Below are 13,957 nucleotides of genomic sequence, written 5' to 3'. Positions count from 1 at the left end.
GCCGTCAAGCGGGCGGACTGTCGGGGCGCGGACTGCGTGGCTGCGCCTCTCTGGTATCTCCGGGCCTTCTAATGTATCCGAGCGCGTCGGCCGCACGCAAACGAGAATCGCCGCGCCCCGCGCTGGCGGCCTTGCAGGTGGCGCCCACGGCATACGGCGCAGAAAGACCAGCGGCCGCTCAAGGAGCGAAGAAGGGGCGGCCGCCAAGCAGGCGCAGTCGATCATGCGCGCGGTGTCGGCGTTCCGGCAGGCGGCCTGACGGCGTTCAGACGCCTGCCGCGGTCTTCAGGCTGCGCGCTGCCTCGGCCGCGATGGCGAACGAGCGCAGCCGCGCCTGGTGGTCATAGATCTGGCCGGTCAGCATCAGCTCGTCCGGGCGCAGGTCATCGACAAAGCGCTGCATGCCGGCGCGCACCGTTTCCGGGTCGCCGACCACAGAGCAGGCCAGCGAGCGGCGGATATGGTCGGCCTCGCTCTCGGTCCACAGCGCCTCGATATCGTCCACCGGCGGGCGCAGTTGGCCGGGCGTGCCGCGCACCAGCGCCAGGAACTGCTGCTGCAGCGAGCTGAACAGGCGGCGCGCCTCATCGCCACTCTCGGCCGCGAACACATTGAGGCCGAGCATCACATAGGGTCGGTCCAGCGCTTCCGACGGCCGGAACGTGCGGCGGTACAGGTCCACCGCCTGGCGCATGAAGCCCGGCGCAAAGTGCGAGGCAAAGGCGAACGGCAACCCCATCGCCGCAGCCAGTTGCGCGCTGAACAGGCTCGATCCCAGCAGCCAGATCGGCACCTTCAGCCCCGCACCAGGTACGGCGCGCAGGCGCTGGCCAGGACGCACGTCATCGAAATAGGCCTGCAATTCCTCCACATCCTGCGGGAAGGTATCGGCGCTGTCGGCCGACAGGTGCCGGCGTAACGCGCGCGCGGTGGCCTGGTCGGTGCCGGGCGCGCGGCCCAGGCCCAGGTCGATGCGGCCCGGGTACAGCGAGGCCAGCGTGCCGAACTGCTCGGCGATCACCAGCGGCGAATGGTTGGGTAGCATCACGCCGCCCGAGCCCACGCGGATCCTCCGCGTGCCATTGGCGACATAGCCGATCAGCACCGCGGTGGCGGCGCTGGCGATGCCGGGCATGTTGTGGTGCTCGGCCAGCCAGAAGCGGTGATAGCCCAGTTGCTCGGCGTGGCGGGCGAGGTCCAGCGAATTGCGCATGGCCTGGCCAGCGTCGCTGCCTTCAGGGATGGGGGCGAGGTCTAGCACGGACCAAGCGACGCCTGCTCCGGTGGGGATTTGTTCGCGATGCATGATGGTCGATGGCAGGCGGCGTACGCAACACGTTGCGCCGCCGCGGCAATGCGGATGGATCGCTATCTTAGAGAGACCGGGCCAATCGTGCTGGCGGCCGGATCGCGGCCCTTCGGGCGGCGTGGGTATCCGCTACGGCCCGGCGCGCAGTTTCCTCTTGTTGTGCCTCTTGTTGTGCCTCTTGTTGTGCCTCTTGTTGTGCCTCTTGTTGTGCCTCTTGTTGCTTCAGGCCAGCAGCGCGCGCCCCACGACGCCACCCAGCACGCGCCGGCCGATCGCAAGGCCCAGCGCGCGATAGCTTTCCCATTGCGCCTCATCGAAGAACTGGTCGGCGGTGGCTTCCTGCGGAAAGGTGGGATGGGTCGCGCCGTACTGGCGCACGTCCGCCGGCGCCCATGACACCAGCCGCGGCTTGAGCAGCACGATGCGGCAGACCCGCGCGCGAGGCGCCGCGCATCCCGGCTCGGTGCGATAGACGTTGAGGAGCACCGCGCATTTGTCTGGCCGCTTGTCGTCCCCCTCCGCGTCCGGCAGGAAGTCCTCCGGCACGCCGAAGACGCGGCTCAGCACCGGATGCGTGGTAGCCGCCTCGGTATCGATCACGATCTCGAGCCCGTAATCGATGCGCGCCAGCCGGATCAGGTTGGCGAGGTCGCCGAAGCGGTAGTCGGGATCGCCGCCGCAATCGCACAGCACGATCAGCGAGACATCGCGCCCGGGACGCAGCAGTTCATAGACGCCGGTGTTGTCGAAGTGCCCGCCGTCGGACAGGTATTGCCAGCCGCGCCGCGTGCCATGGAAGCGCGCGGCCAGCTCGCAGCCCAGGTAATACTGCGTGCGAAACAGCGCCATGCCGGCGGCGAGCCAAGGATGCGTGGCGCGTTCGGGATGGCGCCGCGCCCGGCCCCGGCGGCCGCCCTCGCGCGCATGGCTGGCCGGGTAAGACGGCCACCACGTGCCCAGCCGCAGGTTGGCCAGGCCCAGCAGCAGCGAGGTGCCGAGCTTGGTCGCGCGCCCCAGCCCGGTCGATACCGTCGCGCCCGAGATCGCGATCCAGTCGCCCACGGTGCGCGATTCGGCGAGCTTGCCCGACGACGGCCATGACACATCGGGGCAGCAGGCCCAGCCGTCGATGGTGAAGCGCGCGTACGCATCCGGCGCGATGGTGGCCGCCGCGCCCGGCTGCGCCACGCAGGCGCCGGGCGCCAGGCACAGCGGCTTGCCCTTGCGGTCGCGCTGCACCAGCTGTTCGGCCGGGTCGACGGTCAGGTTCAGCGTGACGTTGATCAGGTGCAGCGGCGCCAGCACGCGCGGATCGTAATAGGTGTTCAGGCTGAGCTGGTCGCCCGCCACCGGCTCGGCCACGCTGAAGCGTTCGCGCTGGCGGCCGTCCGGATCCGCGTCCGGATCGGGCGCGGCAAAGCGTTCGCCGTTGGACGCGCCCAGGAACGCGCGCGTGAGCCGCGCCGCGTAGAACGGCTGCAGCGTGGACAAATTCAGAAAGCCGGTAAAGCGCCCGGCCACCAGCGCGAGCACCAGCGCCACCACGGTCAGCGTCAACAGTGCCGGACCGGTATAGGCGGTGCCGTACACCAGCCAGTCGACCGGCTCGCGCCCGTCCCAGCGCACCCACAGCACCAGCCACGACCACAGCACGAACAGCAGCAGCGCCAGCACCGCCGCCGCCGCGCCGGCCAGCAGCGACACCGGCAGCCTGGCACCCAGCGCGCGCCACGGCGTATCGGCGCTGCCCTTGCGCCCTTCGTCGAGCCAGCGCGATCCGTAGCGCACCAGCCAGACCAGCACGCCGAGCACTCCCGCCGGCAGCGCCGCGCCCCACGGATGGCGCACGGCGTGGGCATAGAGGTAGGCGGTGCGCGCGGCGGTATCGGCGAGGCCCAGCGCCGCCAGCCACAGCGTCAGCGTAAAGGCGCCGCGCAGCGCCCGCGTGGCGCGCACGCGGTAGGTGGCCACGGAGGGCGGCTCGCCCCGCAGCAGCAGCAGGCAACACAGCACGCCCAGCAGCGTCAGCACGCCGAGCGTGGCGAACAGCCCGCCAATGACCAGCCCGTGACCGAGCCATTCCGACCAGCGCGCCGCGCTCAGCAACATGAGCGCGAGCAGCGTGGTTACCAGCGGCGCCGGGGCGAAAAAGCGCGCCACCGCCTGCGGATCGTTGGCGCGCGGATAGACCAGCCAGTACGCCAGTCCCGGCGGCACTGCGCCGATCACCGCCGTGACCAGCGGCAACCACAGCAGCGCGCTCCACCAGATCGCGCAGCGCCCTTCGTTGAAGGCCTGCCGGGCGTCGTGCAGCAGGTCCATTTCGTAGCGGCCAAGCCCATAGGACACACCGACCGCGATATGTTGGCCGAGCGCCAGCAGGGCCAGCAACACCAGCAGCGCGCTGCCGATCACGTATTGCATGGCGAGCCAGTTGCGCACTACCAGCGCGGCGGCATAGAGGTTGTCGCCGGCGCCGGTGGGCGACAGGTACCGGCCGTTCTCGCGCAGCCACGCCACCGCGCCGCGCCCGGGATCGGCGGCGTACGACACCGAGGTGTGGATGCGCCCCGGCGGCTCGCATTGCAGCGTGTGGTAGGCGTCGGCCGCGGCCTGGGCCGCGCCGGTGCCGCGGCGCAGGCGTCCGGGCACGAACAGGCTGACGAAGAAGGCGCCAAGATAGCCGCCGCCGCTGACGGTGGACAAGTAGTCAAACTGCGCCAGCAGCGAGGCCAGGCCTGGTACGGTCTGCGCCGCTGCCGCGGTCGCAGCCGCCGGCGTGACCGGATGCTGCGCCGGGGCTTCCGGGGCGGGCGCCGGCTGCACGGCCTCGGCGGGCATCTCGGTGCCCGACAGCGCCTGCATCACGCCAAGGCAGAAGGTGGCGCTGCGGATGCCACCGCCCGACAGCGCCAGCGCCCAGTTGCGCTGGCCTTCGCTCACGCGCGGCGCGATGCCGAGCTGGCGGCGGCGGTGCGCGATGCGGGTCGCCTCATCACCAGTTCCGCCAGTTCCGCCGGATCCGTGGTCTTCCGCGGTCATGCGGGCCTCCCGCTTGCAGTCGGTCTGCGCCAAGTATAGGCGGCGGCGCATGGCAAAGCGGCTGGCCTGGCGCGGTGATATCCGCCAGGCGCCAGCAGGCGTCCTGGCGCCAAGTGTCAGCCGTCAGCCCGCCGGGGCGTGGCCCGGATCGGTGTGGGTCGCGGCCGGCGCGGCGTCGCCGTGGCGCCGCTTCCATTCGTCGAAGCCACCAGCGAGCGCCCAGGTCCTGGCGTAGCCGGCGGTGCGCAGGTGCTCGGCCAGCAGCGCCGCGGACAGCTCATGGGGGCAGGCGCAATAGACCACGATGTCGGCCTTCTCGGGCGGCACGCCGAGCGCGTCGAGGCTGTCCAGCGCGCCTTGCAGGTCCAGCACCACCGAGCCTGGGATGCGCTCCATCGGCACATCGCCATGCGCGCGCACATCGATCACCACGGGCAGGCTGCCGGCCTGCCGGCGCGCTTCCAGTTCATCCACCGACATACGCGGCACGCGCCGGGTGCGGCGCAGCAGGCGGAAGCGGCGCCACCAGCGCCACGCCAGGAACAGCCCGAACGCCGCCACCACCGCCACCACCGCCATGTGACCGTAGGTGCTGAAGCCCTCCAGGATGGCATCGATAAAATCGCTGAACACCACGCCCACCAGCAAGCCGCTGCCGGCCCACACCATCGAGCCGATCGCGTCGTAGAACAGGAACACCGACAGCGGCGTGCCGGTCATGCCGGCCATCGCGGTGGACAGCGCACCGGCGCCCGGCAGCAGCTTGGCGAATACGAGGGAACGCGGGCCCACGCGCAGGTACAGCGACTGGGTCTGGCGGATGCAGGAATCCGGCGAGATCGAGACCTTGCAGATGGTGCGCAGCATCGGCTGCCCGAGCCGGCGCCCGGCAAAGTACCAGCCGGTATCGGCGATCAGGCAGGCGACGATCACGGCGGCCAGCACCGCGCCGATCGACGGCCCGGTCTCCTGCATGCCCAGCGCGCCGGCCACGAACAACATCGGATAGGCCGGAACCGGCAGGCCCGCCTGCTCGACCAGCACGTTCAGGAACACCAGCATCAGCCCGTGGTTTTCCAGCAAGGCCTGTAACTCTCCCACCGCTCTCTCCCCGTCAGTCCAGGATGCCAGTGTGCCAGTCGCGAAGGCCCAATGCACCGGGCGCGTTTGCATTGGTGTTTCAAATTTACTGAGCGCGCGAGGCGGCTTGACGTGTCGGCTGAGGCACTACATTGAATTATGTTGTCCTACAACAATGCCATAAGCGGCAAGCCCTCGGCGGGGCGTCGGGAAAGCGCCTCAACGCACGCTTGCCCGCCCCGTCCGCCCTACTGCCGGCATACCTTCGCGCCGAAATAGCGCCCTCATCCCTGTAAACCCCGACGGTCCCTTCACCCTATTGCCTTTACCTGGTCATTGTCGTACGATGACTGATAACTCGAATGTCCCGCAGGACCGGGTTGACCGACAACCGCCACCCTGGGCCCCCGGCCCGATCAGGAATTCGCCAATGCTCGCACCCAACGAACTCAAGAAAATCGTCTCGGAAGGCCTGCTGTCCTTCCCCGTCACCGACTTCGACCGCGCAGGCAACTTTGCGCCCAAGACCTACGCCGAGCGCCTGGAATGGCTGGCCCCGTACGGCGCCACCGCACTGTTCGCCGCCGGCGGCACCGGCGAGTTCTTCTCGCTGACCCCGGCCGACTACACCGCCGTGGTCGACACCGCCGTCCGCACCTGCGCCGGCAAGGTGCCCATCCTGGCCGGCGCCGGCGGCCCGACCCGCACCGCCATCGCCTACGCGCAGGAAGCCCAGCGCCTGGGCGCGGCCGGCGTGCTGCTGCTGCCGCACTACCTGACCGAAGCCAGCCAGGACGGCATCGCCGCCCACGTGGAAGAGGTGTGCAAGTCGGTGGACATCGGCGTGATCGTCTACAACCGCGCCAACTCCAGGCTGGATGCCACGCAACTGGCCCGCCTGGCCGACCGTTGCCCCAACCTGATCGGCTTCAAGGACGGCGTGGGCGATATCGAGGCGATGGTCAGCATCCGCCGCAAGCTGGGCGACCGCTTCTCCTACCTGGGCGGCCTGCCCACCGCCGAGGTCTATGCCGCGGCCTACAAGGCGCTGGGCGTGCCGGTGTATTCGTCGGCGGTGTTCAACTTCATCCCCAAGACCGCGATGGACTTCTACCGCGCCATCGCCGCGGATGACCACGACACCGTGGGCCGCCTGATCGACAACTTCTTCCTGCCGTACCTGGCCATCCGCAACCGCAAGGCCGGCTATGCGGTCAGCATCGTCAAGGCAGGCGCCCGCCTGGTCGGCCGCGACGCCGGCCCGGTGCGCGCGCCGCTGACCGACCTGACCGACGAAGAGATGGAAATGCTGGGCACGCTGATCAACAAGCTCGGCCCGCAGTAATCCGTCCTGCCATTGCATCGCGACAGGCCGGCCGCGGGGCACATCGCCCTCCGGCCGGCTTGCTCCGCTTGTTCTCACACAAATTACGCTGACAAGGAATCCTTCCATGCCCATCACCGGCGACATGCTGATCGGCGCGCAAGCCGTGCGCGGCTCCGAATCCCTGCTGCAGGCCATCAACCCGGCCACGGGCGAAGCCCTGGGCCCTGACTTCCACGGTGGCGGCCAGGCCGACGTCGAGCGCGCCTGCGCACTGGCCGAAGCTGCCTTCGACACCTATCGCAACACCACGCCCGAGCAGCGCGCGGCCTTACTCGAGGCCATCGCCGCGGGCATCGAGGCGCTGGGCGACACGCTGATCGAGCGTGCCCACCTGGAAAGCGGCCTGCCCATCGCACGCCTGCAGGGCGAGCGCGGCCGCACCGCCGGCCAGCTGCGCCTGTTCGCCACCGTGCTGCGCGAAGGCCGCTGGCAACAGGCCACCTTCGACGCCGCGCTGCCCGAGCGCACCCCGCCGCGCCCCGACCTGCGCATGCAACGCATCGCCATCGGCCCGGTGGCGGTGTTCGGCGCCAGCAACTTCCCGCTGGCGTTTTCCGTGGCCGGCGGCGACACCGCTTCGGCACTGGCCGCCGGCTGCCCGGTCGTGGTCAAGGCGCACTCGGCGCACCTGGGCACGTCCGAACTGGTCGGCCGCGTGATCCAGAAGGCGGTGCATGAAGCCGGCCTGCCGGAAGGCGTGTTCTCGCTGCTGGTGGGCGCGGGCAATGTCGTCGGCACGGCGCTGGTGTCGCATCCGGCGATCCAGGCGGTTGGCTTCACCGGCTCGCGCTCGGGCGGCATGGCGCTGATGCAGGCGGCCAACGCGCGCCCGCAGCCAATCCCCGTCTACGCCGAGATGAGCAGCATCAACCCGGTATTTCTGATGCCCGCCGCGCTGCAAGCGCGCGGCGCCGAAATCGGCCGCCAGCTGGTGGACTCGCTGGTACTGGGCGTCGGCCAGTTCTGTACCAACCCTGGCCTGGTGATCGGCATCGAAGGCCCGACGCTCGACCAGTTCCGCGCCGCGGCGCTGGACGCGCTGGCGGGCAAGCCGGCGGCAACCATGCTGACGCCGGGCATCCATGCGGCCTACGAAAAAGGCGTGGCGCAGCTGTCGTCGCTCGACGGGCTGCAGCGCATCGGTGATGGCGTGGCCGCCACCGGCACCAACCAGGCCCGCCCGGTGATGTTCGAAACCACTGCGGCGCAGTTCATGGCCGACCATCGCATGCAGGCCGAGGTATTCGGCCCGTCGACGGTGCTGGTGGTCTGCCGCGACCTGGAGGAAATGCTCGCCCTGGCACGCCAGCTCGAAGGCCAGCTCACCGCCACCATGCAGCTCGACGACGCCGACCACGACGCGGCGCGCCGCCTGCTGCCGGTGCTGGAGCGCAAGGCCGGCCGCGTGCTGTGCAACGGCTACCCCACCGGGGTGGAAGTGGCCTATGCGATGGTGCATGGCGGGCCGTTCCCGGCGACTTCGGACGTGCGCTCGACGTCTGTCGGCGCCACCGCGATCGACCGCTTCCTGCGTCCGGTCTGCTACCAGAACCTGCCGCAGGCATTGCTGCCGGAAGCGGTGAAGGGTTAATCGCCCAGGCCCCGCCGCGCGCGGGGCCTTAAGTAGGAGCGTCCAACAAAAAAACGCCCGCGATGGGCGTTTTTTGTTGGGCTGCTTTTGATTGCTGCCTGGCACGGCCGGCATTGCCGGCCGCAAGCTCGCGCTTCAGGCGTCCAGCTTGATGCCGGCCTGCTTGACGACACCGGCCCAGCGCGCCTGCTCGGTGGAGAAGAACTTGCCGGTTTCAGCCGGCGTCATCGTCACCACCTCAGCCCCCTGCGCCACCAGTTGCGAGCGCAGCTCCGGCGCACGGATGATCTTGATCAGCTCGGCGCTGAGGCGCGCCACCAGCGCATCCGGCATGCTCGCCGGCGCCATCACGCCCTGCCACGTGCCCGACTCGAAATTCGGCACGCCCTGCTCGGCGATGGTCGGCACGTTCTGCAGCAGCGGCATGCGCGTGCGCTTGGACTGGGCGATCACCTTGAGCTTGCCGGACTGCACATGCGGCAGCGTGGCCAGCATGCCGTTCATCAGCACCTGCGCGCTGCCACCGACGGTATCGGCGATGGCCTGCGAGCCGCCCTTGTACGGCACGTACTGCCACTTGGCGCCGGTGGCCTGTTCCACCGCCACACCCGCCAGGTGCGGCGCGCTGCCGATCGCGGTCACGGCGAAGTTCAGCTGGCTGCGCTTGGACAGCTCGACCAGTTCCTTCAGGTTGCTGACCTGCACCGACGGATGCACCACCAGCAGGTGCGGCGAGTAGGCCAGCATCGTCACCGGCTTGAGGTCCTTGGCGATATTGAAGCTCAGCTTGGTGTACACCGACGGGCTGATCGCCAGCGCGCCGATATCGCACAGCATCAGCGTGTGGTTGTCGGTGGCCTGCGCGACCATCGCCGCGCCGACGTTGCCGTTGGCGCCCGGCTTGTTGTCCACCACCACGGACTGGCCCAGCGCCTCGCCCAGTTGCTTGCTGATCAGGCGCGCAATGATGTCGGACGAGCCACCAGCGGTGTACGGCACCACCAGGCGGATCGGCCGGGTCGGCCAGGCCTGCTGCGCGGCGTGCGCGCCGGTGGCCAGGCCGACGAGCGGGCCGGCGGCGATGCCCGCGGCCAGCGCGGAAGTCTGCTTGAGGAAGATGCGACGTCCCTGGGTCATGTTGTGTCTCCGTTGTCGTTACAAGTGCGCCGGCGCGGCACGGTTGACGTGCGGCGGCCGGCGTGGACTGGTCTTCAGTGGGGTATTGTCGGGATCCGTGCGCTCAATCCAGCACGATGCGGCCCTTCTCGATCACGGTCTTCCAGCGCTGCAGCTCCTGGGCCTCGAACTGGTTGAACTGCTCCGGCGTATTGGCGACCACCTCGAAGCCGCTCTCGGCCAGCTTCTGGCGCATCTTGGGATCATTCAGCGCGCCCACCAGCGCGCCGTGCAGGCGCGTCTTCACGTCGGCGGGCAGGCCGTGCGGCGCGGCCACGCCTTGCCACGAGTAGACCTCGACGTCCTTCACGCCCGCTTCAGCCATGGTGGGCACGTTGGGCAGCACTGCCGAGCGCTTGTCGGAAGTCACCGCCAGCGCCTTGAGCTTGCCGGTGCGGATATGCTGCAGCACCGCGTTGACGTTCTGGAACGACACATCGACCTGGCCGGCGAGCAGGTCCGAGATCGCCGGCGCGCCGCCCTTGTAGGGCACGTGCAGGCCATCGGTGCCGGTCTTCTGCCAGAACAGCGCGGCGGTCAGGTGGTCGGAAGAGCCGGCGCCGGACGAGGCAAAGCTCACCTTGCCCGGGTTTTTCTTCATATGGGCCACCAGCTCCTGCAGGTTGCTGGCCGGGAACTTCGGGTTGGCCACGAGCACGTTGGGCGCGCGCACCGCCACCGTCAGCAGGTCGAAATCCTTGGCCGGGTCATAGCCCAGGTTCTTCTGCAGGAACGGGTTGACGGCAAAGACGCCGATCGAGGCCACCAACATGGTGTAGCCGTCCGCGGGCGCGCGCTTGACGAAGGTCGCACCGATCGCGCCCGTCGCGCCCGGCTTGTTGTCGACCACGAACGGCTGGCCGAGCTTGTCATTGAGCGGCTGCGTCAGCATGCGTGCGATGGTGTCGCTGGAGCCGCCCGCGGGGAACGGCACCACCACCGACACGGGGCGTTGCGGCCATTCCTGCGCCGCCTCGGCCGTGCCGGCGCTCAGCGCCGCCACCGCGAGGACCGAACCGAAAGCCATGGCGCGCAGCCAGTCTTGCAGGCGCAGCGCGCCAGTGCGTTGGAAGGGATACATCGTCTGTCTCCTGCTATGTCTAGTTCTGGAACTGGCCCGCCGTCGTGTCGACGGCGGCCGTGGATATTGCTGGATGGGATTGCCGGGCTGTATAAGCGCAAACCCAGCGCACTCGCAAACTCAGCGCACTCTCAGCGCACCATGCAGGGCGCCTTGTTGTTGAACTTCCAGTTCGGGATCAGGAACTGCATGGCGATGGCATCGTCGCGCGCGCCTAGGCCCTTGCTCTGGTACAGCGCGTGGGCACGGCCCAGCGCATCCATGTCGAGTTCCACGCCCAGGCCCGGCGTCTTGGGCACCTGCACCAGCCCGCCTTCGATCTTCAGCGGCGCCTTGGTCAGCTGTTCGCCGTCCTGCCAGATCCAGTGCGTGTCGATCGCGGTGACGCGTCCCGGCGCGGCCGCGGCCACGTGGGTGAACATCGCCAGCGAGATGTCGAAGTGGTTGTTCGAGTGCGAGCCCCAGGTCAGGCCCCATTCGGCGCACATCTGCGCCACGCGCACCGAACCCTGCATGGTCCAGAAGTGCGGGTCAGCCAGCGGGATATCGACCGACTGCAGGCGCACCGCATGGCCCATCTGGCGCCAGTCGGTGGCAATCATGTTGGTGGCGGTCGGCAGCCCGGTGGCGGTGCGGAACTCGGCCATGATCTCGCGGCCGGAATAGCCGTCCTCGGCGCCGCACGGGTCTTCGGCGTAGGCCAGCACGCCGCGCTTGTCGCGGCACAGGCGCACGGCCTCGGCCAGCGACCAGGCGCCGTTCGGGTCCAGCGTGATGCGCGCCTTGGGGAAGCGCTCGGCCAGCGCGAGGATCGCTTCCATCTCTTCTTCGCCGCGCAGCACGCCGCCCTTGAGCTTGAAGTCGTTGAAGCCGTAGCGCTCGTAGGCGGCCTCGGCCAGGCGCACCACCGCCTCGGGCGTCATTGCCACTTCATTGCGCACGCGGAACCAGTCGTTGTCGGCATCGGGCTCGGTGCGGTAGTCCAGCGTGGTGCGCTGGCGGTCGCCGATATAGAACAGGTAGCCGAGCATCTCCACCGCGTCGCGCTGCTGGCCTTCGCCGAGCAGTGCCGCCACCGGCACCTCCAGGTGCTGGCCGAGCAGGTCGAGCAGCGCCGACTCCAGCGCGGTGACGGCGTGGATGGTGATGCGCAGGTCGAAGGTCTGCAGGCCGCGGCCGCCGGCGTCGCGGGTGGCAAAGGTGGCGCGCACGCGGTTCAGCAGGGCCTGGTACTGGCCGATGGGCTGGCCGACCAGCAGCGGACGCGCATCTTCCAGCGTCTGGCGGATGCCCTCGCCGCCCGGCACCTCGCCCACCCCGGTATGGCCGGCGCTGTCGCGCAGGATCACGATATTGCGCGTGAAGTACGGGCCATGGGCGCCGGACAGGTTCATCAGCATGCTGTCGTGCCCGGCCACGGGGACCACGGTGAGTTCGGTGACGACCGGGGTATGGGTGGGGGCGGCGGCGGATTGGGTCATTTCTGGGGTGTCTCCGGCATTTCCATGCGGGCGCAGTATCGTTCACCCGGCACATCGTGTTGCGTATGTTATCTGTCATCGTATGACTGATAACCCAGTATAATGAGGCCATCTCGAACCGGTCAAGTCCGGGAAACCCCGCCCGTATCCGCCATGCCTAACTCTACTTCCACCCAGTCCGTCCCGCCCGTCACTCCTGCGCCGCTGCGCCGCCGCGGCCGCACGCTTGCCGAAGAAGTGGTGCAAACCCTCGGCGAAGACATCAGCCAGGGCAAGCTCAAGCCTGGCGACAAGCTGCCGACCGAGTCGGAGATCATGGCGTCGATGGGGGTGAGCCGCACGGTCGTGCGCGAAGCGCTGTCGCGCCTGCAGGCCAGCGCGCTGGTGGAGACGCGCCACGGCATCGGCACGTTCGTGCTGGCGCGCGCGGCGGAGGCGCCCTCGCCTTTCCGCATCGGGCCGGATGCGCTGGGCACCGCCATGGACGTGATGGCCATGCTTGAGTTCCGCGTCAGCCTGGAGGCCGAGGCGGCGGGCCTGGCCGCGACGCGTCGCACCGACGCGCAGCTGGCGGCGATGCGCCAGGCGCTGGACGAACTCAAGCGCAACACCGGCGCCGGCAACGATGCCGTGGACAGCGATTTCGCCTTCCACCTGGCGATTGCACGCGCCACCGGCAACCGCTATTTCACCGACATCATGGGCCACCTGGGCACCATGCTGATCCCGCGCAGCCGCCTGCAGGTCAGCACGCCCGAGCGCGAGCAGTACCTGGAGCGCGTCAATATCGAGCACGAGAACATCTACGACGCGATCGAGCGGCGCGACCCCGACGCGGCCAAGGCAGCCATGCGCATGCACCTGACCAACAGCCGGGAACGGCTGCGCAAGGCCTCCGGCCCGGCCTGAGCGAACTGCCCGCGCGCCACGCGCGGCCAGTGGGTTGCGTCATACGATGTCTAATAAGAAAGACTGACCCATCCCTTACGGCGTCAGCCGGCGGCGCGCAAAGTCCACAAGTTCCACCAGCGACGACACCTGCAGCTTGGCCATGATCCGGGCCTTGTAGCTGCTGACGGTCTTGCTGCTGATAAAGAGGCTGGCACTGATGGCCTTGTACGACATGCCGCGCGCCAGCATCTGCAGCACCACCAGTTCCTTGTCGGACAGCCGCCGCAGCGTCTCCTCGTCCGCCGACATGGCCTGGCGCGGCGCGCCGTCGCGGCCCATCGCCGGGAACACGGTGTAGCCGGCCAGCACCGCCTCGACCGCGCGCAGGATTTCCTTCAGGTCCTGGGTCTTGCTGACGAAGCCCTGCGCGCCCGACTGCCATGAGCGGCTGACGAACACCGCCGGGTCCAGCGCCGTCACCACCAGGATGCGTATCTGGGGATGGATCGCGCGCAGGCGCGGGGCGACGTCCAGCCCGCTCGAGCGCGGGATATCGAGGTCCAGCAGCACAAGCTCGGGCGTGCGCAGGCGCACCAGCTCGATCGCGCACTGTCCGTTATCAGCCTCGATCACTTCGTCCACGCCGAGCAATTGCAGCAGGTGGTTCTTGAGCACCAGCCGCATCGCCGGATGGTCGTCAACGATCAGGATGGTTGTCATGCGTGGGTCTGTAGTCCTGGAAGGCATCGGCTGAAGGAACAACCGGCGCATCCCTGGAAGGGGGTGGGATGGCTCGGCGGCGTGCAGGCAGGCCGCTGCGATGAGCGGCCAGTATAGGGAGCCACGGAGGCGCGGAGGTTGGGCGAATTCTGCATCGTATTGCAGCCCGCGCCCTATGGCGGCCTCAGAAGCAAGGGCA

The 13,957-nt window shown here is 69.0% G+C and carries 10 protein-coding genes; 3 read left to right on the top strand and 7 right to left on the bottom strand.

Going from position 1 to position 13,957, the window contains the following annotated elements; translation table 11 throughout:
- Positions 1-265: 265 nt before the first annotated feature.
- The 3 genes from K307_RS19800 to K307_RS19790 all read right to left on the bottom strand — a co-directional run bounded on the left by K307_RS19800 (position 266) and on the right by K307_RS19790 (position 5,452).
- Positions 266-1,306, bottom strand: coding sequence for an LLM class flavin-dependent oxidoreductase (locus K307_RS19800; RefSeq protein ID WP_042880646.1), 1,041 nt, complete (start codon positions 1,304-1,306; stop codon positions 266-268).
- 225 nt (positions 1,307-1,531) lie between these two features.
- Positions 1,532-4,351, bottom strand: a complete 2,820-nt coding sequence (locus tag K307_RS19795; protein WP_051975080.1) for a hypothetical protein — start codon at positions 4,349-4,351, stop codon at positions 1,532-1,534.
- Between the two features lie 123 nt (positions 4,352-4,474).
- On the bottom strand, positions 4,475-5,452 hold the full coding sequence (locus K307_RS19790) for a DedA family protein/thiosulfate sulfurtransferase GlpE (RefSeq protein WP_042880644.1): 978 nt from the start codon (positions 5,450-5,452) through the stop codon (positions 4,475-4,477).
- Between the two features lie 409 nt (positions 5,453-5,861).
- On the opposite strand from K307_RS19790, the gene kdgD reads away from it, so the two are divergent.
- Both kdgD and K307_RS19780 read left to right on the top strand, forming a co-directional pair.
- Positions 5,862-6,776, top strand: a complete 915-nt coding sequence (gene kdgD / locus K307_RS19785) for a 5-dehydro-4-deoxyglucarate dehydratase (RefSeq protein ID WP_042880642.1) — start codon at positions 5,862-5,864, stop codon at positions 6,774-6,776.
- Positions 6,777-6,882: 106 nt separating this feature from the next.
- Positions 6,883-8,409, top strand: a complete 1,527-nt coding sequence (locus tag K307_RS19780; RefSeq protein ID WP_042880641.1) for an aldehyde dehydrogenase (NADP(+)) — start codon at positions 6,883-6,885, stop codon at positions 8,407-8,409.
- A 135-nt stretch (positions 8,410-8,544) separates the two neighbouring features.
- Here the strand turns inward: K307_RS19780 and K307_RS19775 are convergent, their stop codons facing one another.
- The 3 genes from K307_RS19775 to gudD all read right to left on the bottom strand — a co-directional run bounded on the left by K307_RS19775 (position 8,545) and on the right by gudD (position 12,147).
- Positions 8,545-9,546, bottom strand: coding sequence for a Bug family tripartite tricarboxylate transporter substrate binding protein (locus K307_RS19775; RefSeq protein ID WP_042880640.1), 1,002 nt, complete (start codon positions 9,544-9,546; stop codon positions 8,545-8,547).
- Between the two features lie 103 nt (positions 9,547-9,649).
- Positions 9,650-10,666 carry a Bug family tripartite tricarboxylate transporter substrate binding protein gene (locus tag K307_RS19770; protein ID WP_042880639.1) on the bottom strand — a complete coding sequence of 339 codons (1,017 nt, stop codon included), beginning with the start codon at positions 10,664-10,666 and terminating at the stop codon, positions 9,650-9,652.
- A 131-nt stretch (positions 10,667-10,797) separates the two neighbouring features.
- A complete protein-coding gene (gudD, locus tag K307_RS19765) occupies positions 10,798-12,147 on the bottom strand; it encodes a glucarate dehydratase (protein ID WP_042880637.1) in 1,350 nt (449 codons plus the stop codon).
- Between the two features lie 153 nt (positions 12,148-12,300).
- Here gudD and K307_RS19760 point away from each other — a divergent pair, with 153 nt between their 5' ends.
- On the top strand, positions 12,301-13,056 hold the full coding sequence (locus K307_RS19760) for a FadR/GntR family transcriptional regulator (RefSeq protein WP_042880635.1): 756 nt from the start codon (positions 12,301-12,303) through the stop codon (positions 13,054-13,056).
- A gap of 75 nt (positions 13,057-13,131) precedes the next feature.
- On the opposite strand, the gene K307_RS19755 is transcribed toward K307_RS19760, so the two are convergent.
- The gene (locus K307_RS19755) at positions 13,132-13,758 is read right to left on the bottom strand and encodes a response regulator transcription factor (protein WP_042880632.1); all 627 of its coding nucleotides are present in this window, start codon (positions 13,756-13,758) and stop codon (positions 13,132-13,134) included.
- Positions 13,759-13,957: the final 199 nt, after the last annotated feature.

Source organism: Cupriavidus necator A5-1 (genome assembly GCF_000744095.1).
In the GTDB taxonomy this organism is placed as follows: domain Bacteria; phylum Pseudomonadota; class Gammaproteobacteria; order Burkholderiales; family Burkholderiaceae; genus Cupriavidus; species Cupriavidus necator_A.
The sequence above is the reverse complement of the archived record's forward strand: the minus strand, read 5'-3'. Positions and strand labels throughout refer to the sequence as shown.